The sequence below is a fragment of the Algorimicrobium algoritergicola genome (assembly GCF_008086165.1).
Classification (GTDB): domain Bacteria; phylum Bacteroidota; class Bacteroidia; order Flavobacteriales; family Flavobacteriaceae; genus Algorimicrobium; species Algorimicrobium algoritergicola.
This window is the reverse complement of the sequence record NZ_VSKL01000003.1, coordinates 219,583-239,443: the sequence shown is the minus strand read 5'-3', so window position 1 is coordinate 239,443 and position 19,861 is coordinate 219,583. Positions and strand designations below refer to the sequence as shown.

Sequence of the window (19,861 nt, the reverse complement as noted above, 5' to 3'; positions counted from 1 at the left end):
GGTTTTAAGAGGTTTTTTATCTTCAAAAAACAGTAACGCATGCATTTATTTAACACAAATTTTTGGGCTTGGAGCAAAGATGTCGATAATATTTGCACTTGGGCTAAATTCTTACAAAAGCAGGTTTAATAGCATTGTTTAGGGGTATTTTTGCTTGTTGAATTAAAAACGCCCAAATAAATCGACATGAAAACCTTACAAATATTTGCACTTTCTGCACTCTGTTTCTTTACGAATTCATTATTTTCTCAAACCGGTCCTGGAGGAGTAGGAAATACTACAGGAAATTCTGATGTTACTTTGTGGTTAGATGCTAACACAATTAATCAAACAAACAATTCTAGAGTGTCAAATTGGAATGATAATTCTGGATATGGAAATACAGCTTTGGCACCTGCAAGTACTTCTCCTGTGTTTATTTCAAACCAAATTAATGGATATCCCAAAGTGCATTTTAATATAAATAATACAGAGTATTTAGGTGTTGCTGATGATGTATCATTAAAGCCAAATACCATTTCTATTTTTGTTGTTGGAAACCTTACCGATAGAACAGATCGATGGGGAGCGTTTGTTAGTAAAGGTACTGGTGATAATTGGAATAAAGGCTATGCATTATATAGAGACAATGGCCGTGAATCTATTGGTGGTTACGTTAGTAATTGGAATTCAAATAATGTTACAACCGCTATTACGTATAATACGAACCAAATTTTGAATTTGAATTATGGTAATTCGAAAGTCTCTTTGGTTGTAAATGAAAGGGAAGAAGATGCTTCCAGACAAAACGGTAATACTAGTAATAGTAATTCAGAATTATGGCTCGGTTGGGCTGGTGGAGCTGGAGGAGGGCACTATTTGGATGGTGATATTGCCGAAACTATCCTATTAAAAAGACATGTAAATGATGCAGAACGCATCATTATCCATAATTATTTATCCGCCAAATATAATATTCCTCTTGCCGATAATGATTTATTTAAACAGGATGATTCGGACAAAGGTAACTTTGATCATCATGTAGCTGGTATCGGTAAAACTAGGGGTGCTAATAGTCATGCGGATTCTCAAGGAACTGGAATTGTAAGAATAAATAATCCATCTAATCTTTCAAACAATTCGTTCTTATTTTGGGGTGAAGAAACCAAAAATGCGACCTATAATTTTTCAGCGAATGCTACTAATTATTCTGAACACCTTAATTCGAACTGGCGTGTTAGTAAGTCTGGAGATTTAGGGACAGTAGATGTTATGTTTGATATATCTGCAATGAATTTATCATTTTGGAATGGATGTAAAGATTTACAATTAGTAATTGCAAATAATTCTAATTTTACGTCGCCTAGAGTTTATCCTTTATCAGTTGCTGCGGGTGTTGCGAAGACTATAAATGTGACTTTTAACGATAATGATTATTTCACCATTCGTTATATTGATAAAATTGTATGGAATGGAACTAGATATTTTAATGGGTCTCTTCCTAATCAAGCACCAAATAACACGACTGATAAATGCTTAAAATTATTGGTGAAAAATGGAGACAAAGCCATACTAAACCAAAATGCATATGTTAAAGATATTGAATTGGAAATAGGAGCTTTTTTAGAAATAGCTGATGGTGTCGAGTTAACTGTTGAAAATGGAATAATTAATAATGGAAATATTGATTTGTTAGGTGAAGCACAATTAATTCAAAAGCATGCTGGATTTAATTTGAATTCTGGAAATGGAAATTTGAAGATTAGACAACAAGGATCTACAAACTTATTTAACTATAATTATTGGAGTTCACCAGTAGCAAGAAATAATAATTGGCAAATTGGATATTTGGAACAGAATAATGGTGCAGTTACTTTTAATTCGGCTCAAAATGCAAATCCTAACACAACACCTATTTCATTAAGCAGTCGCTGGTTATATACCTATAATGCATCAGCCGCATTAGGATATTATGGTTGGAACCGAATAAATGCAGGATCGCCTATTAAGCCTGGAATTGGGTACACCATGAAAGGGTCAGGTTCTGAAGCTTCGGAGGAGACTTATGTTTTTTCTGGACAAGCTAATTCTGGAAACTACACATATTCAGTAGAAGTTGGTAACGACTTTTTAGTTGGAAATCCTTATGCTTCGGCTTTAAATGCGGATCAATTTATTAGAGACAATTTAGAAGTGACAAATGGTACCTTATATTTTTATGAACAGTTTGAATCTAACAATACGCATGTAACCAGAGCTTATCAAGGTGGTTATGCAACTTTTAATTTGCTAGCAGGCGTAGCAGCCGTTTCGCAATTGGAAAATGGCGGATTAACATCTAAAGGAGCACCTACTAAAAATATAGCAGTAGGTCAAGGCTTCTATATAACTATCGTTCAAAATGGATTCTTGAATTTTTCAAATGCTCAACGTGTATTTGCAAAAGAATCTAGCGTTGGACCTAACGGATCTATCTTCTATAGACAAGATGATACCAATGAAAATAGTGAATCTGATACCAGAACCAAATTTTGGTTAAACTTTACGGATCCTTCAGGTAGGTCCAGAGAAATTGTTTTAGGTTATGATGATAATGCATCTGAAGGTTTTGATCGCGGTTATGATGCTATAGATTATAGTGAATATTCAGATAATATGGTGTGGTACACACCTGATAATTTATTGGTTATTCAAGGTTTAAAAACATTGAATTTAGAAGACGAAATGGCTTTGTCCATAAAAGTTGCAAATCCAGGAAATTATACCATCGGGTTAGGGCGCACTTTAAATTTTCCTGATAGCACGCCGATTTATTTAAAAGATAATCAAGAAAATCGATTTTATGATTTAAAAACAGAAACGGCATCTATAGCTTTTGAAGCTGGAACGATCAATACTAGATATTCTATAGTTTATCAACGAGATACGTTAGGTGTTTCTAGTCTAGAGAATAATTCATCCGTGTATGTCAAGTTTGATAAAAACAACGATACCGTTCAGTTGTACGGCATTGACAACTTAAATACGGTTAAAGGTGTTTATATTTATTCAGTTGATGGTAAGCAGGTCCATTATAGCCAAAGATTGGATTCAAATAACATTAACGTGTCTAATTGTAATGGTGGTATTTATATATTGAAATTAGAGATGCTATCTGGTGCTGCTCAAAACATCCGATTTGTGAAGTATTAAACATGTATACCAATATATCTTTATAAATAAGCTTGTTTTTTATAAAAAACAGGCTTATTTATTTAACATGCCTTTCCAACGCAATTTTCTAATAAAAACGCCTTGTTCTTCAGTTACTAACGGTTCAGTTTTATTGTTTATCGCTTTAAAATAACCCGATATATAATCTTTAAATAAACTGAAGTTTCCCTTTTTATAAGCTAATTTTATGGCTGATATCAACGTAATTAAAAACCCATAACGCATTTTGTACATGGCTTCACCTTGTAAATATTTAGACGCTTTATTGTAGCTTTTACCGGTTGGTTTTAGATGATTCACGTGTAAATTTTCATCCGTTAAAATTTCCCAACTATAAAATTTGGCGAGCAACTCATCAACGGTGTCCCAACCCATGGATGGTTTCAATTTGCCAATTTCTAAAAAGCAGTTTTTTCTATATGCTTTTAGCGCACCACGAATATGATCTTTTCGCGTAAGGTTTTCAAGAACCCATTCATTGTTTTGTTCAATATAACAGAATCCAGAAGCCATTCCTAGCTTGTCATTCGCTTGAAAATGTTTGACCAATTCTTCCAAGTAATTTTCAGGAAATATCAAATCAGCATCAAATTTACATATCACGTCATAGTTGCTATCCAATGTTTCATAACCTTTATAAAAGGCATTGATAATCTTACTACCAGGTAAATGTTTATCAGAAGATATGGTGTTTACTAATGAAATCCAATGATATTTTGAGGTGAAACCTTCAACAAGTCGCTGGGTGTTATCGGTAGAATTATCATTCACAACAACTACCTGTTTTGGTAAAAGGGTTTGGGTTGCAAGAGACACTAAAGTTTGTTTAATGTAAATCTCTTCGTTGTGTGCTGGAATGATGATATAGAAATTCAAAAGTTATGATTTAAGGTTTAAAGTTACAGCAATTCAAATTTGGGAACTATTAATCGCTTATTTTCAGCTGTGAAATTTATGATATCCTATTTTTAGAAATTTGAAATAGAACAATTATTATTCGCTTATTCTTTCCGCATAAACAATATAATATCGATGCGTAAACCAACGTAAAACGGGTCTGATGCCTATTTTTTTTGTAGGATTGGTCCATTTCTCACGCGCAATAATTTTCCAACCTGCTTTTTCTAAAAGCCAATCAAATTGCCAATCCTCAAATTCATGGTAATGTCTGTCCCACATGTCGGTTTTACTTCTATAGGCAGGAGAAAACCATAAACGCAAGGGAATACTAGCGACTAATTTATTGGCTTTAATACTCTGTAATACGGTAAAAGGGGATAGTAAATGTTCAAATATTTCAAAAGCAGTTACGACTTCAGCTTTTGAGTTTTCAATAGCACGCGTATTCACATCTAAATCTTCACCAGAGGTGTTATCAACTTGATAACCAATGTTTTTCATGATAGGTGTAAATGGATTTTCCACACCTAAATCTAAAATACTTGAATTGGTTGAAATATGCTTTTGAAGAAATTCAGCAGTATGTTTAAAACGTTTATTTGGATAACTTTTTTCGTACATTATTTGTCCTTCAAAAACGGGAATATTATTTATAAAATTAAATTGAAACGTCAGTTAAAACTTATAAACGATGGCATTAATATTCATTCCGGCACCAACACTGGCAAACATGATAATATCGCCTTCATTAATAGTATGTCCCGTCAATTCATTTTTTAAAATTAAATCCAATAAAGTAGGGATGGTTGCAACACTAGAATTCCCAAGATTATTAATAGTCATGGGCATAATGCTATCTGGCATCTCCATATCATAAAGCTTATAAAAACGCTGAACTATGGCTTCATCCATTTTTTCATTAGCTTGATGAATAAGAATTTTCTTTAAATCTGTTATTTGATAACCGCTCTTATCCAAACAAGATTTCATTGCGGTTGGTACATTTTTTAAGGCAAATTCGTAAATTTTGCGACCATACATTTTTATATACTTACGTTGGTCGGTAATAGCCGAATTATTAGTTTCTCCAAAATAAATGAAATGGGCTTCATCTAGCGCATACGTGGCGCTTTCGTGAGAAATTATCCCTCCTGTACCATCGGTTTCCTCAACAATTACTGCTCCAGCACCATCACTATAAATCATTGAATCGCGATCGTGTTTATCAACCACACGTGATAAGGCTTCAGCTCCTATAACTAAACATTTTTTTGCAATTCCTGCTTTAATAAAGGCATTGGCTTGAATTACACCTTCAATCCAACCAGGACAGCCAAAGAGCAAATCGTAAGCCACACACTTCGGGTTTTTAATTCCTAATAAGTGTTTGACTCTAGAGCCTAAACTTGGAACCGTATCACTTTGTTCCGTGTTGTGTTTAACATCACCATAATTATGGCCAACAATTATATAATCGAGTTCTTCTTGATTAATTTGTGCGTCCTTAATAGCGTCTTTAGCAGCAAAAAAAGCCAAATCTGATGTGGTTAGATTTTTGTCTGCATAACGACGTTCATTAATTCCAGTAATCGCTTTAAACTTTTCAATTATAACCTCATTGTTCTGCATTAATGACGATCCGTCCGTGTTGAGAAATTCATGCCGATTGAAGTCCGAGTTGCGTTCAATACTACTCGGTATATAACTACCAGTTCCTGTAATTTTTATTGCCATATTTTTGCATTCAATTTAGTTGGGCATGCACTAAATTAGTTAATATATTATTGTTTTAACTATTGGCTATTGTATTTGTTCCATTTTTTACGAAAATGATAAAAAAATGGACAATAATCCTATATATATTAAAATAATAAGGCCTTCTTAACGGAAGGCCTTATTTTAATTAGTGTGTTTTACGCATCCATGTAGTCTTCAATAGGCGCACATGTACAAATTAAATTACGGTCGCCATAAGCGTCATCAACACGTCTTACAGTTGGCCAAAATTTATTATCACGTACATAATCTAATGGAAATGCAGCTTGCTCTCTAGTGTATGGCATAAGCCATTCATCAGCAGTTACCATATCTAAAGTATGAGGTGCATTTTTAAGCACATTATTGGTGTCGTCTTTAGATGTTGCTTCAATTTCTTTTCTAATAGAAATCATGGCATCACAAAAACGATCCATTTCTGCCTTACTTTCACTTTCTGTTGGTTCAATCATTAAAGTTCCAGCAACAGGAAATGAAACTGTTGGTGCATGGAATCCATAATCCATTAAACGCTTCGCAATATCTGATACTTCAATACCATTTTCTTTAAAGGCACGACAATCTACAATCATTTCGTGAGCTGCTCTACCGCGTTCACCAGAATATAGTGTATCAAACTGACCTTGTAAACGTTGCTTGATATAATTGGCATTCAGAATAGCAACTTTAGTAGCTTCCGTTAAACCTTTTGCACCTAACATTTTTATATAACCGTAAGATATTAAACAAACCAATGATGAGCCAAATGGCGCACCAGAAATTGCTGAAATAGCATTGGTTCCTCCGGTTTTAATAATGGGATTACTTGGTAAAAATGGCGCTAATTGTTTAGCCACACAAATTGGTCCAACACCAGGTCCGCCACCACCATGAGGGATAGCAAATGTTTTATGAAGGTTTAAGTGACAAACGTCTGCACCAATATTTCCAGGGTTTGTTAGTCCTACTTGCGCGTTCATATTGGCACCATCCATATAAACTTGACCACCATTATCATGAATAATTTTGGTGATTTCTTTTATAGCCGACTCATAAACACCATGTGTTGATGGATAGGTAACCATAATACATGATAAATTATCTTTGTGTAATTCAGCTTTTTCACGTAAATCTTCTACATCAATATTTCCTTTATCAGTAGATTTTGTTACCACCACTTTCATGCCAGCCATAACAGCACTCGCTGGATTGGTACCATGTGCTGATGATGGAATTAAACAAATATTTCTATGATGATCACCACGAGATTCATGATATGCTTTTATAACCATTAGTCCGGCAAATTCACCTTGAGCACCCGAATTTGGCTGTAAAGATGTCGCTGCAAAACCAGTAATTTCAGTAAGTTGATCTTCTAGTTCTTTTAAAATTGTTAAATATCCTTCAGCCTGATCTGCTGGAACAAATGGGTGAATAGTTCCCCAGTTTGGTGAACTTAATGGTAACATTTCAGCTGCAGCATTTAATTTCATGGTGCATGAGCCTAAAGCAATCATGGAGTGATTTAAAGATAGATCCTTTCGTTCTAATTTTTTGATATAGCGCATTAATTCTGTTTCCGAATGGTGCGAATTAAATACATCAAGTGTTAAAAAATCAGACGTTCTTTGTAACGATTCCATAACCATATTGGTTTCAGAAAGCGCTTCAATTTTTATGATTTCTTTATTGGCAACACCTGCAAAAATTGAAACGATTTGATTCGCATCCTTAAGTGTTGTTGTTTCATTTATTGATATTGTGACTGTATCGGCATCTGGATAATAAAAATTAACTCCTACTTTTTCAGCTGCTGATTTAATATTATTAGCGTTTGCTTTAACTTTAATCGTATCGAAATACGCTGTGTTTAACTGGCTAAAGCCTAGTTTATCTAAAGCATTAGCAACAGAAACAGCTGTATTATGAACACGATTAGCAATAAACTCTAATCCTTTTGGGCCATGATAAACGGCGTACATTCCCGCCATAACAGCTAAAAGTACTTGAGCTGTACAAATATTTGATGTTGCTTTATCACGTTTAATATGTTGCTCTCGGGTTTGTAATGCCATACGTAAAGCACGATTTCCATTCATATCTTTGGTTACACCAATAATACGGCCAGGAATATCACGCTTATACATTTCTTTTGTTGCAAAGTAAGCTGCGTGAGGTCCACCATATCCCATAGGAACACCAAAACGTTGTGTGGTTCCAACAACTACATCAGCGCCAAATTTCCCAGGAGCCTCTAATTTTACTAAACTTAAAATATCCGCAGCAACGGCCACTTTAATATCGTTATCATTTGCTTTAGAAATGAATGTTTTTATATCTGTAATTTGTCCGTCCTTACCTGGATATTGTAATAATGCACCATAGAATTCCGAAGAAAAATCGAATGTATCTTCATTTCCAACAACTAATTCAATGCCAATAGGATTAGAACGTGTTTCTAAAAGAGATAAGGTTTGTGGCAAAATATTTTCTGAAACGAAAAATTTATTCACATTCGCTTTTTTCTGATCACGTGATCTAACAGCAAATAATAAGCCCATTGCTTCTGCAGCAGCCGTACTCTCGTCTAATAGCGATGCGTTGGCTAACTCCATCCCAGTTAAATCTGAAATCATGGTTTGGAAGTTTAAAAGTGCTTCCAATCTTCCTTGAGCAATTTCTGCTTGGTAAGGCGTGTATGCTGTGTACCAACCTGGGTTTTCCAAAATATTACGTTGAATAACCGCTGGCAATATGGTTGGGTGATACCCTAAACCAATATAGGTTTTGTAAGTTTTGTTAAGTTTTGATAATTCATGAATATGTGTCAAGTATTCTTGCTCACTCATGGCTTCATCAAGATTTAAGTCCTTTTTTAATCGGATATCATCTGGAACAGTCTCGTAAATTAGTTGATCTAAGGAGTCCACACCAATGGTTTGTAACATGCGATTTTGGTCTTCTTCTCTTGGACCAATGTGACGTTGTGCGAAAGCAGTTGTATTCATTAAAAGTTGTGTTGAATTTAGGCTGCAAATTTACGGAATTATTCACGTTTAAATGTTAATGAAAATGAAAGTTTTTAACCAATTGATTTTGTTATTAACACTTTGTGTATTTTTGCTTTATGCGTTTTGAAAAACACTTTTTCGATTTTTATTTAAACAGCAGTATCCACGTGGCTTTATCTGCGTTTGCTTTAAGTTGGTTAACACTTATAGAATACCAAATTCCTTTTGATACGCATGTGCTTTTATTTATATTTTTTGCAACCATTGCCGGATATAATTTCGTGAAGTTTTTTGGGTTGGCAAAATTTCACCATCGAAGCTTATCCAGTTGGTTGAAAATAATTCAGATTTTCACTTTTATATGTTTAATAATCATGGGCTATTTTGGAGCGCAATTGCAAAATAAAACCATATTTTATTTAGGCTTTTTTGCACTTATTACTTTTTTATATGCCATTCCCTTTCTTCCGAAAAAATTCTATCTTAATAAACAGCAAAATTTACGAAATGTTAGTGGACTTAAAGTTTATGTTATAGCTTTAGTTTGGGCAGGTGTCACTTTGCTTATTCCATTAATTAATAATGATAGGCTTCTAGATTCAACCGTAATTTGGGCTTTTGCGCAACGATTTTTATTTGTTTTAGCTATTATGCTTCCTTTTGAAATTCGCGATATGCAGTTTGATAGTATTAAATTGGCAACTATTCCTCAAAAAATAGGCATTAAAAACACCAAGATTATGGGTGTTATATTAGCGTGTTTATTTTTTGGATTGGAATTTTTTATGCCAGAAAAAACACAAAGCAAGTTGCTTATTCAGTTCGGAATTACTGTTTTAGTGATTTTAAGTATACTTTTTTCAAGAAAGAATCAAGGGAAATATTACAGTGGATTTTGGGTAGAAAGCATCCCTATATTGTGGCTGTTACTAACGCTTTTGTTTGGATAGTTCTTCATTAAACTGTGCTTTTATTTGCTCGCGCTCAATGGTTTTTAAACAATTGACTTTTGAGTTTTTTACAGATTCAGAAAGCTTTGTATTTCGTTTAACGTATGATCGTGTTATTTTGCACATAAAATAACGTAACGTCAATTTGAATTTCTCCCAACCTGTCGCTTCATTGTATTGTGCCTTGTCACAAATATGTTGTGCTTCGTCACAAGTAATAAATAAATAACTTTTTCTCATGCTGCTAATTATACCAGGTTTTTTCCATGCATTCTGCCATGGCTGTTCGTGCTCTGTGAACAATAACCCATAGGTTAGACGGCGTAATGTTTAGTTCATTACAAATGGTTTCAGTTTCCATTCCTTCAATAGTTTTCATTTTAAAAACAGTAGCTTGTTTTTCAGGCAGTTTTTCTAAACAGTTATAAATAGCATCACCTAGTTCATCATTTTCTAGCGTGTCTTCGGCCGTTTTATCAAACGGATCTGCAACACGTTCCTCTAACCAATCACCTTCTTCTTCATTACTATTATAGGACATGCGAACTTCTGCTTGTCCTTTTTTAGAATTTATTTTCCTATAGTGATCAATAATTTTTCGTTTTAAAATGGAAATAAGCCACGTGCGTTCGCTTGCTTCACCTTTAAAATTTTTCATCGATTTTAAGCCCGCAAAAAAGGTGTCTTGTACCAAATCCTTGGAAATTTCACGATCACTTACACGTGATATGGTGAAATTAAACAAGTAATCCGAATACCGATCTATCCATTGATCTGGATTTATTAGATGTTTAGGCATAAAAGTCTTTCAGCAATTTTCATCAAAAATAGGGTAAAATTTCTATTTCTCAATTAATCCAGCACGTTTTAGTAAAGCATCAGGTTGTGGTTCTTTGCCACGAAAGCGTTTGTATAAAACCATAGGGTCATCTGTTCCACCTTGTGATAAGACGTTATCTTTAAATTTTTTAGCGACGTCTACATTAAAAATGCCTTGTTCTTGGAAGTATTCAAACGCATCGGCATCTAGAACTTCAGCCCATTTATAACTGTAATATCCTGAACTGTAACCGCCTTGAAAAATATGAGAGAATGACGTGCTCATGCAGTTTTCCGAGACATCTGGATATAATTTGGTGTTTTCAAATGCCTTTAATTCTTGTGATTTAACATTATTAATAGTCGTTGGATCTTGACCATGCCAGCTCATATCTAACAAACCAAAACTTATTTGACGCATGGTTTGCATGCCTTCATGGAACGTGGAAGATGCTTTAATTTTCTGAATTAAATCCATTGGAATTACTTCGCCCGTTTCATAATGTGTCGCGAAAATTTCGAGAGCCTCTTGCTCATAACACCAGTTTTCTAACATTTGACTCGGGAGTTCTACAAAATCCCAAAACACACTTGTTCCAGATAAACTTGGATAGGTTGTATTGGCAAGCATGCCGTGAAGTGCGTGACCAAATTCGTGAAATAACGTCGTGACTTCATTAAAAGTTAATAACGACGGTTTTGTTTTTGTTGGTTTGGTGAAATTGCAAACATTTGAAATATGTGGACGGCTATTTTCACCGTTTTTTATGTATTGCGGTTTGTAAACTGTCATCCAAGCACCATTTCGTTTTCCTGGTCTTGGAAAAAAATCGGCATAAAAAATGGATACTAAATCGCCTTTGGTATCAGTTACTTTATAAGTAAGAACATCGTCATGATATTTGTCAATGTTATTGATTTCTTCAAACTGCAAGCCAAACAATTTTTTAGCAATGGTAAAAGCACCATTAATTACATTTTCTAATTTAAAATACGGTTTTAATTTTTCATCATCTAAATCGAATAACTTCTGCTTAAGTTTTTCACCATAATAGGCGCCATCCCATTTTTGAAGTTGGTCAATGCCATCTAAATTTTTGGCAAATTTCTCTAGATTTTTAAATTCATTTTCAGCTGCTGGTTTCGCTTTTTCCAAAAGTTCATTTAAAAATGTTTCAACAGTTTCTGGGTTTTTAGCCATGCGTTCTTCTAAAACAAAATGTGCATGGGTTTTGTAGCCTAATAAATTGGCACGCTTAAAGCGAAGTTTCGCTATCTGCAATACGTTTTCTTGGTTATCAAATTTATTATTCTGAAATGCTTTAGCTCCAGAGGCAATAGCCAGTTTTTTACGCAGTTCCCGATTGTCAGCATAGGTCATAAACGGAATGTAACTTGGGTAATCTAAAGTAATTAACCAACCGTCTTTATTTTTGCTTTCAGCTAAATTACTTGCAGCTTCTTTGGCGCCTTCTGGCAAACCTGCTAAATCTTCTTCGTTAGTAATATGTAACTCAAAATTATTGGTTTCGGCTAAAACGTTCTCGCCAAAGGTTAATTTTAGCTTGCTTAAGTTTTTGTCAATGTCGCGAAGTTCTTGCTTTTTATCTTCTGGAAGATTCGCTCCATTTCTGGAAAATCCTTTATATTTTTTATCGAGTAAAGTTTCTTGCTCTTTGGTTAATTGAAGCGTGTTTTTAGTATTATAAACTGCTTTAACGCGTTCAAATAAAGCTTGATTTAAGGTAACGTCATTACTGAATTCTGATAATAATGGCGAAACGTCTTGGGCTATTTTTTGAATAGCATCATTGGTTTCGGCCGAATTCATATTAAAAAATATACTCGATAAGCGATCCAGTTCTTCACCTGAAAAATCTAAAGCCTCTATAGTGTTTTCAAACGAAGGCGCTTCAGTATTTTTAGTAATTGCATCAATTTCAGTTCTGGCTTTATCAATGGCTATTTTAAAAGCCGGTAAATAATCTGAATCTGAAATTTTTGAAAATGGAGCTGAATTATAGGGTGTGTCGAAAGGTTTATTAAGTATATTCATGACTGTTTTTGCAATTTATTTTTCTTTAAAATCTTTTAGAGGCTAATCTGCTTACGTTAAAATGTTATTCTTAAGGTGTTTGATTGTAAATATTCAAGAGAAAACATGATCACATTTTATTAGATGATAAAGGTTAGTAATTTATTTGATTTCATTTGTTAAAAAACATTTAAATCATTGTGATACTTTTCCTACCAAGTCAGTAATAACGGGATTATTAACTAAAATTTAAGATAATAAGGTGGTTGTAATTTACTTTTATGCAGTACTTTTGTACCAGATTTTTTCATGAGAGTTTCATGCTCACTTAAAAATTATTGATTAATAGCGTTAAACCTCGGCTTCTAGCCGAGGTTTATTTGTTTTAAGACTTTTTTAAATCTTTAGCAGATTCAATAACTTTTGCTTTTAATCCTTCTTTGTAGATCAATATTTTATCTAAAATATCAGGATCTGAACTTCCCAAAATTTGAGCCGCTAGAATACCCGCATTTTTGGCGCCATTTAATGCAACTGTTGCTACCGGAACACCGCCTGGCATTTGCAAAATAGATAATACGGAATCCCAACCATCAATAGAATTACTGCTTTTTACAGGAACACCAATAATTGGTAAAGGCGACAATGAGGCTACCATACCTGGTAAGTGCGCAGCACCACCAGCGCCTGCAATAATAACTTTTATACCACGTGTATGTGCATGTTTACTGTAATCGAAAAGCTTTTCAGGTGTTCTGTGAGCTGAAACAATATCAACTTCAATAGATATTCCAAACTCCGTTAAAATATCAATAGCGTCTTGCATAACTGGCAAATCACTCTTGCTTCCCATTATAATTCCTACTTTGCTCATACTTTATATATTAATATCTGTTTTTTATTCACTAATAACCTGAATCGTTTTCTTAACGTCTTCTGCAATTTTTCGTGCTTCTGAAATAGAGTCACTCACAATGGTTACATGTCCCATTTTTCTGAAAGGACGCGTTTGTTTTTTACCGTAAATATGTGGTGTAACACCATCCATTGCCATAATGGTTTCAATGTTTTTATAAACAACATTTCCCGTATGATTTTCAGCTCCAACTAAATTTACCATAACACCAGCAACTTTATTTTCTGTTTTACCTAAAGGTAAGTTTAAAATGGCACGAAGGTGTTGTTCAAATTGCGATGTATAACTAGCTTCAATAGTCTGATGTCCCGAATTATGTGGTCTTGGTGCCACTTCATTAACGAGAATTTTGTCATCTTGAGTTTGGAACATTTCAACTGCCAAAAGGCCGACATGGTTAAAGGCTTTTGAAACTTTCAAGGCAATATCGGTTGCTTTTTTTGCAACTTCAGCATCAATTCTGGCAGGACAAATTACATATTCCACTTGATTGGCTTCCGGATGAAATTCCATTTCTACAACGGGATACGTTGCCACATCACCATTAGGATTTCTAGCTACAATAACGGCTAATTCATTTTTAAATGCAATCATGGTTTCTGTAATACATTCCACATTTGGAAGTCCAATTAAATCCTCTAGTTTTCTCACCACTTTTACACCATTTCCGTCGTATCCAAATTGGGCACATTTCCAAACGAAGGGCAATTTTAAGACTTCGTTTTCAAGTGCATCTTCAATTTGACTGGTGTATGCAAAGCGTGAAAATTCGGCTGTTGGAATACTATGATCGAGATAAAATAATTTTTGCGTGGCTTTATTCTGAATAATTCGTAAGGTCTTGGATGATGGATATACTTTCACACCTTTTTTCTCTAAATCTTCAAGAGCATCGGTGTTTACGTTTTCAATTTCAAAGGTAACGACGTCTAAATCTTTTCCGAAGTTATAAACGGCATCATAATCCATTAAATCGCCTAAATGAAATTCGTTACAGGCAATTTTGCAAGGTGCTTCTGGGCTTGCGTCCATGACACTGGTGTAAATGTCAAATTTTCGGGTATCATTTAAAAGCATTTTACCCAATTGGCCACCACCTAAAATGCCTAATTTAAAGTTGGAAGAAAAGTAATTCATGGTCTTTTTACATTTAAGCCTATTGGCGACTGGTAAATTATTTCCCAACAAAAATACAAATCCTTGGTTTCCCAAAAAACTTATTTCCCAACTATATATATTAGAATTCGCAAAACGTTAATCAAATGATTATCTTTGCATTTCTAAAATTAATAACAAGTGATAAAGCTCCACGATTTATATTTTAAGCCGTTTATTTCTGAAAAAGAAATTGCAGCCACTGTAGAACGCATGGTTCATGAAATTGCGGATGAATTAGGTGATGAGATACCCGTATTTATTGGTATCTTGAATGGCTCGTTCATGTTTGTAAGTGATTTTGTAAAAAAATATCCAAAACCTTGTGAAGTCACTTTTATAAAATTAGCATCTTATGAAGGCGTAAAATCTACTGAAGATATTCAACGTCTTATTGGCTTAACACAAGATTTAACGGGACGCACCGTTGTTATTTTAGAAGATATTATCGATTCTGGAAATACGCTAACCGAAGTTCATAGAATTTTCGAAAACGAAAACGTTAAGAAACTCATTATAGCTACCTTATTTTATAAGCCAGAAGCGTATAAAAAAGATTATAAATTACACTATGTAGGTATGGAAATTCCTAATAAATTCATAGTCGGCTATGGTTTAGATTATAATGGATTAGGACGTGATTTACCTGAAATATATCAACTAAAAACAACACAACACATGACAAATATTGTCCTATTTGGACCTCCAGGAGCAGGAAAAGGAACACAGGCAGAGTTTTTAAAAGAAAAATATAATTTAGTGCATATTTCCACTGGTGATGTGTTCCGATTTAACATTAAAAACGAAACAGCTTTAGGTATGTTAGCTAAATCGTTTATGGATAAAGGTGAGTTGGTGCCAGATGAAGTAACTATAGATATGTTGAATGCTGAAGTTGAAAAAAATGCCGATGCTAAAGGTTTTATTTTCGATGGGTTTCCGCGTACCAATGCGCAGGCAAACGCGTTGGATAAATTTATGGATGAAAAAGATTCACAAATTGATGCCATGATTGCTTTGGAAGTGGATGATGAAGTTTTGGTAAAACGTTTATTAGAGCGTGGAAAAACAAGTGGCAGACCGGATGATGCTGATGAAACTATTATTAGAAATCGAATTAAAGAATACTATAAAAAAACAGCAATATTGAAAGATTACTATTCAGTACAAAACAAGTATTTTGGAGTGGATGGAGTTGGAAGTATTCAAGATATTACCGCGCGTTTAAGCCAGGTAATTGACAAGCTGTAATTGCTTTTTAAGAACTTTATTAGCGTTTTAAAAAAGATAAATTTTAAGTTCAAAAACTGAAATAAAAACAAGTGTCCCGTTTTGGGAAAAAGATTTAACTTATAATTTGAAAATGATTGGTATAGATTTATGCCTAGTATCATCAAATTTAAGTTTACAAATTAAAAGATAATTATGACTGAAGGAAATTTCGTGGATTACGTAAAATTATATGTGTCTTCCGGAAATGGTGGAAAAGGTTCTGCGCATTTACATAGAGAAAAGTATATTGAAAAAGGTGGCCCAGATGGTGGAGATGGCGGTCGTGGTGGTCATGTAATTATTCGTGGAAATCAAAATCTTTGGACTTTGTATATCTATAAATTTAAAAGGCATTTTAAAGCCGAGCATGGTTTGCATGGTAGCAAAAGTAGAAGCACAGGAGCCGATGGAACCGATGTTTATATGGATGTGCCATTAGGAACGGTTGTTCGCGATAAAGAAACCAATGATATTCTTTTTGAAATTACCGATCATGGTGAAGAACGAATAATTGCCAAAGGTGGAATGGGTGGCCGTGGAAACTGGCACTTTAAAACTTCTACAAACCAAACACCACGTTATGCACAACCTGGAATTCCTGGTGAAGAAATTGAAATTGTTTTAGAGCTAAAAGTTCTTGCTGATGTTGGTTTAGTTGGTTTTCCTAATGCTGGAAAATCGACATTATTATCTGTTGTAACCGCAGCAAAACCAAAAATTGCGGATTATGAGTTTACAACACTAAAACCCAATTTGGGAATCGTGGAACATCGCGACCACCAATCATTTGTTATTGCAGATATTCCTGGAATTATTGAAGGAGCAGCGGAAGGTCGTGGGCTTGGTCATTATTTTCTTCGACATATAGAACGTAATTCGGTGTTGCTATTTTTAATTCCGGCGGATGCGGTTGATATTAGAAAACAATATGATATTCTATTAGATGAATTGAGACGTTATAATCCTGAAATTTTGGATAAAGAACGCATTGTAGCCATTTCAAAAAGTGACATGTTAGATGATGAGCTCAAAGCAGAATTAAAAGAAATTTTGGATGGTGAACTTCCAGTAGATTATTTATTCATTTCGTCGGTGGCGCAACAGGGTCTTCAAGAACTGAAGGATAAATTATGGAAAACGTTGAATGATTAAATTTGAATGAAACAACGTTTAAAATTCATAATTGAAATTCATGATAATCGAGCAAGCAAGATTTTTGCTATTGCTATTCAAGTATTAATTTTAATTTCAATAATCACTTTTACGTTAGAAACCGATCCGGATTTAGAGCCAACAACGCGAACAATTCTTCGCGTCATTGAAACGTTTAGCGTTATTATTTTTACGTTTGAATATATATTAAGAATTTATGTTGCCGACCACAAGCGTAAATTCGTTTTTAGCTTTTTTGGGATCATAGATTTACTAGCCATATTACCATTTTATTTATCATTTGGAATTGATTTACGTTCGCTTCGTGCTTTAAGACTTTTAAGACTTTTCCGCGTATTTAAATTGGTGCGTTACAATCGGGCTTTAAACGATTTTATATTTGCTATTAAATCAGCTAAAGAACAAATTTTTCTATTTTTATTTATCACCTTAATTTTGATTTACTTTTCGGCGGTAGGTATTTACTACTTTGAAAATGCAGCTCAACCTGAACATTTCCGATCTATTTTTGATAGTCTTTGGTGGGCAATTATAACCTTAACAACAGTTGGTTATGGTGATGTGTACCCCGTAACAGTTGGTGGAAAAGTATTTACTTTCATTATATTACTCATCGGTTTAGGGATTGTTGCAATACCGACCGGTATTATTTCGTCAGCTTTAACCAAATCTGTGGATAAAAAAGCTGAATAATTTTCGTATATTTAAAATAAAAATGAAAAGATTTCAAGCCCTAATTCTTGCCTTGTTGCTAACGTCTTGTGGTGTTACCGTAAGTTACGATTACGAAAAAGGAACAGACTTTACCCAATATAAAACCTATAATTATTTTGATGATATGCAAACGGGTTTCAGTCAATTAGACTCCAAACGATTTTTTGCTGAATTGGATATTGAACTTCAAAGTAAAGGATTTGTATTATCTGAAACACCCGATTTTATTATTGATGTTAAAAGTGTAACGTATCAAATTCAGCAATCTAGTTCCGTTGGAATGGGAGTTGGTAGTGGCGGTGGTGGCGTGTCTGTTGGGATTCCAATTGGTCAAGGTTCTGTTTCAAGACAAATTATTTTAGACTTTGTTGATGGTGAAACACAGCAGCTATTTTGGCAAGGTGTTAGTCGTGAACCTACTGCTCCCGAAAATTCACCAGAAGCACGAACCGCTCAATTTAAAACAGTGGTATTAAAACTATTAGAAAAGTATCCTCCTAAAAAATAAGCTTACTTTTTAATAACTTTTTTACGTGCTAATAACACAGAATCACTGTAAATGTTTGCAATATATAATCCTGCAGCTTGTTGATTTAAATTTATAGTATTTGTTATGCCAGATTCTAAACGGGTTGATAAAACCTGTTTACCGTCCATACTCGTTAGTTCTAAACGTAAATTTGACGAATTAAAACTGTCAAACTTCACATAAAAAGCATTTTTTGTTGGATTGGGATATAGTGAGATAGAAAACCGATTTTCATTAGCAGTAATATCAGTAATGCCTAATGTGGTATTGTCAATACTCCATGTAACGGTTGTAATATGTATCGTTTCATGACTGTCAATACGTTGTAAACTCGTGTTGTCTGTAACTGCTACAGTTAGATTATTTAAGCCATCATTTACAGCTGCTTCCAGTATTGAAACCATATTGACATCTGTAGCAAATGCAGTACTATTTAATGTCCAAGTTGTTTCTAAAGAACTAGTGGTAGGATTAATAAGTGATACGTTGAACGAAATGGGAAACGTTGAAGTTTCTATCGATAAATTAGTTGGTGAAAAGCTATCAACTGGTGACACCAAATCGTGAACTTTTTCAATAATTCCCTCTTTACAAACAGCACAAAACGGATACCCTAAATAACGCATTTTACAGGTTTGATGTGGTCTGTACCATGAAGCACAAGATCCAGTCGTGCAATATTGATAAACATTAACGCCATTGGATCCAACCCAATTCGTCCATTTCACAAGACTTGGGTCTGTTTCTTGGGTCATATTAATACCTTCTTCGGCATAAAAATCACCAGGATAGTATTCGTCTTTTAAATCTACAAACGAGTGTCCAATTTCATGAATAGCAATTTCATCAGCGCTTGTTCCTGTTGAAGCCACTGGGAATTCGCCTCCACTACCACCATAATAAGGCGAGTTTACTAAAATAAGTGCCTGGTCATATTCTGGAAAATTATCAGCCAAAACAGAAATGATTAAACTATAGTTTGGAGCGTATAACAAACGATGCGAACCAAAACCATCATAGGTACTACCAAAAAAATTATCCACAGATATTATGGGAACACTATAACTAGCTTCATCAGTAGCAGTTCCTGGATGTGTTGCGCCACTTTCGTTAGAAATGACTTTTATAATATGAACATTAAAATAATCTGAATATTCTGAAAAAGGGGATTGACCAAAAATAGCACTCACAAAATTTGCCGCATCAGTTCCAAAATCTGTCAAATCACTTGCCGTGTAGCCATCACCAAGAATAACAATATTGATGCGTTTGTCATTATCACCAGCGTTTTTAATAGTTTCTACATCAAATGTTTGTGAGAATGAAACTGTTACAAAAAGAAGTAAGAATAAAGAGAGTAGTCGGTTTTTCATGTGTTTAATTTTATTGTTTTTAATTGTCACATGCTGTTCGCTATTAATAATTATCAATGGTAAAAAT

General features: G+C 34.2%; 16 protein-coding genes. 6 read left to right on the top strand and 10 right to left on the bottom strand.

The genetic code is table 11. From position 1 onward, the window contains the following. The first annotated feature begins 186 nt into the window (after positions 1–186). On the top strand, positions 187–3,171 hold the full coding sequence (locus ES675_RS10240; RefSeq protein ID WP_066251744.1) for a T9SS type A sorting domain-containing protein: 2,985 nt from the start codon (positions 187–189) through the stop codon (positions 3,169–3,171). A 54-nt stretch (positions 3,172–3,225) separates the two neighbouring features. On the opposite strand, the gene ES675_RS10235 is transcribed toward ES675_RS10240, so the two are convergent. From ES675_RS10235 to gcvP, 4 genes are all read right to left on the bottom strand, one after another. Continuing rightward, on the bottom strand, positions 3,226–4,068 hold the full coding sequence (locus ES675_RS10235; protein ID WP_066251746.1) for a glycosyltransferase family 2 protein: 843 nt from the start codon (positions 4,066–4,068) through the stop codon (positions 3,226–3,228). Positions 4,069–4,185: 117 nt separating this feature from the next. Continuing rightward, positions 4,186–4,713: a methyltransferase gene (locus ES675_RS10230; RefSeq protein ID WP_066251751.1), complete on the bottom strand. Its 528-nt coding sequence runs from the start codon at positions 4,711–4,713 to the stop codon at positions 4,186–4,188. 54 nt (positions 4,714–4,767) lie between these two features. After that, positions 4,768–5,826 (bottom strand): 3-oxoacyl-ACP synthase III family protein, encoded by a 1,059-nt coding sequence (locus tag ES675_RS10225; RefSeq protein ID WP_066251757.1) that lies wholly within the window; start codon positions 5,824–5,826, stop codon positions 4,768–4,770. A 179-nt stretch (positions 5,827–6,005) separates the two neighbouring features. After that, complete coding sequence (gene gcvP / locus ES675_RS10220) at positions 6,006–8,855, bottom strand: aminomethyl-transferring glycine dehydrogenase (protein WP_066251760.1); 2,850 nt, start codon at positions 8,853–8,855, stop codon at positions 6,006–6,008. 170 nt (positions 8,856–9,025) lie between these two features. On the opposite strand from gcvP, the gene ES675_RS10215 reads away from it, so the two are divergent. Continuing rightward, positions 9,026–9,808, top strand: coding sequence for a UbiA prenyltransferase family protein (locus ES675_RS10215; protein ID WP_231931288.1), 783 nt, complete (start codon positions 9,026–9,028; stop codon positions 9,806–9,808). On the opposite strand, the gene ES675_RS10210 is transcribed toward ES675_RS10215, so the two are convergent. The 5 genes from ES675_RS10210 to ES675_RS10190 all read right to left on the bottom strand — a co-directional run bounded on the left by ES675_RS10210 (position 9,788) and on the right by ES675_RS10190 (position 14,715). After that, on the bottom strand, positions 9,788–10,048 hold the full coding sequence (locus ES675_RS10210) for a hypothetical protein (protein ID WP_066251765.1): 261 nt from the start codon (positions 10,046–10,048) through the stop codon (positions 9,788–9,790). The two genes, ES675_RS10215 and ES675_RS10210, sit on opposite strands and share 21 nt — an antisense overlap. A 4-nt stretch (positions 10,049–10,052) precedes the next feature. Then, the gene (locus ES675_RS10205; RefSeq protein WP_066251769.1) at positions 10,053–10,607 is read right to left on the bottom strand and encodes a sigma-70 family RNA polymerase sigma factor; all 555 of its coding nucleotides are present in this window, start codon (positions 10,605–10,607) and stop codon (positions 10,053–10,055) included. 42 nt (positions 10,608–10,649) lie between these two features. Beyond that, on the bottom strand, positions 10,650–12,683 hold the full coding sequence (locus ES675_RS10200) for a M3 family metallopeptidase (protein WP_066251772.1): 2,034 nt from the start codon (positions 12,681–12,683) through the stop codon (positions 10,650–10,652). A gap of 364 nt (positions 12,684–13,047) precedes the next feature. Continuing rightward, the gene (gene purE / locus ES675_RS10195) at positions 13,048–13,536 is read right to left on the bottom strand and encodes a 5-(carboxyamino)imidazole ribonucleotide mutase (protein ID WP_066251775.1); all 489 of its coding nucleotides are present in this window, start codon (positions 13,534–13,536) and stop codon (positions 13,048–13,050) included. Between the two features lie 24 nt (positions 13,537–13,560). Then, entirely contained in the window at positions 13,561–14,715 is a 1,155-nt protein-coding gene (locus ES675_RS10190; RefSeq protein WP_066251956.1) for a 5-(carboxyamino)imidazole ribonucleotide synthase, read from the bottom strand. A gap of 159 nt (positions 14,716–14,874) precedes the next feature. On the opposite strand from ES675_RS10190, the gene ES675_RS10185 reads away from it, so the two are divergent. From ES675_RS10185 to ES675_RS10170, 4 genes are all read left to right on the top strand, one after another. After that, complete coding sequence (locus ES675_RS10185; protein ID WP_082985914.1) at positions 14,875–15,984, top strand: adenylate kinase; 1,110 nt, start codon at positions 14,875–14,877, stop codon at positions 15,982–15,984. Between the two features lie 174 nt (positions 15,985–16,158). Further along, complete coding sequence (gene obgE / locus ES675_RS10180; protein WP_066251778.1) at positions 16,159–17,157, top strand: GTPase ObgE; 999 nt, start codon at positions 16,159–16,161, stop codon at positions 17,155–17,157. Between the two features lie 6 nt (positions 17,158–17,163). After that, positions 17,164–17,871, top strand: coding sequence for an ion transporter (locus ES675_RS10175; protein ID WP_066251783.1), 708 nt, complete (start codon positions 17,164–17,166; stop codon positions 17,869–17,871). 22 nt (positions 17,872–17,893) lie between these two features. Then, positions 17,894–18,400, top strand: coding sequence for a DUF4136 domain-containing protein (locus ES675_RS10170; protein ID WP_066251789.1), 507 nt, complete (start codon positions 17,894–17,896; stop codon positions 18,398–18,400). A gap of 2 nt (positions 18,401–18,402) precedes the next feature. Here ES675_RS10170 and ES675_RS10165 read toward each other — a convergent pair whose 3' ends face one another. Beyond that, the gene (locus ES675_RS10165; protein WP_066251963.1) at positions 18,403–19,794 is read right to left on the bottom strand and encodes a M64 family metallopeptidase; all 1,392 of its coding nucleotides are present in this window, start codon (positions 19,792–19,794) and stop codon (positions 18,403–18,405) included. Between the last annotated feature and the right edge of the window lie 67 nt (positions 19,795–19,861).

What these genes read in the sequence shown, in the direction of transcription:
- ES675_RS10240 (WP_066251744.1), top strand. Translation starts at nt 187, where the DNA reads ATGAAAACCTTACAAATATTTGCACTTTCTGCACTCTGTTTCTTTACG.
- ES675_RS10230 (WP_066251751.1), bottom strand. Translation starts at nt 4,713, where the DNA reads ATGTACGAAAAAAGTTATCCAAATAAACGTTTTAAACATACTGCTGAA.
- ES675_RS10225 (WP_066251757.1), bottom strand. Translation starts at nt 5,826, where the DNA reads ATGGCAATAAAAATTACAGGAACTGGTAGTTATATACCGAGTAGTATT.
- gcvP (WP_066251760.1), bottom strand. Translation starts at nt 8,855, where the DNA reads ATGAATACAACTGCTTTCGCACAACGTCACATTGGTCCAAGAGAAGAA.
- ES675_RS10210 (WP_066251765.1), bottom strand. Translation starts at nt 10,048, where the DNA reads ATGAGAAAAAGTTATTTATTTATTACTTGTGACGAAGCACAACATATT.
- ES675_RS10205 (WP_066251769.1), bottom strand. Translation starts at nt 10,607, where the DNA reads ATGCCTAAACATCTAATAAATCCAGATCAATGGATAGATCGGTATTCG.
- ES675_RS10200 (WP_066251772.1), bottom strand. Translation starts at nt 12,683, where the DNA reads ATGAATATACTTAATAAACCTTTCGACACACCCTATAATTCAGCTCCA.
- purE (WP_066251775.1), bottom strand. Translation starts at nt 13,536, where the DNA reads ATGAGCAAAGTAGGAATTATAATGGGAAGCAAGAGTGATTTGCCAGTT.
- ES675_RS10190 (WP_066251956.1), bottom strand. Translation starts at nt 14,715, where the DNA reads ATGAATTACTTTTCTTCCAACTTTAAATTAGGCATTTTAGGTGGTGGC.
- obgE (WP_066251778.1), top strand. Translation starts at nt 16,159, where the DNA reads ATGACTGAAGGAAATTTCGTGGATTACGTAAAATTATATGTGTCTTCC.
- ES675_RS10175 (WP_066251783.1), top strand. Translation starts at nt 17,164, where the DNA reads ATGAAACAACGTTTAAAATTCATAATTGAAATTCATGATAATCGAGCA.
- ES675_RS10170 (WP_066251789.1), top strand. Translation starts at nt 17,894, where the DNA reads ATGAAAAGATTTCAAGCCCTAATTCTTGCCTTGTTGCTAACGTCTTGT.
- ES675_RS10165 (WP_066251963.1), bottom strand. Translation starts at nt 19,794, where the DNA reads ATGAAAAACCGACTACTCTCTTTATTCTTACTTCTTTTTGTAACAGTT.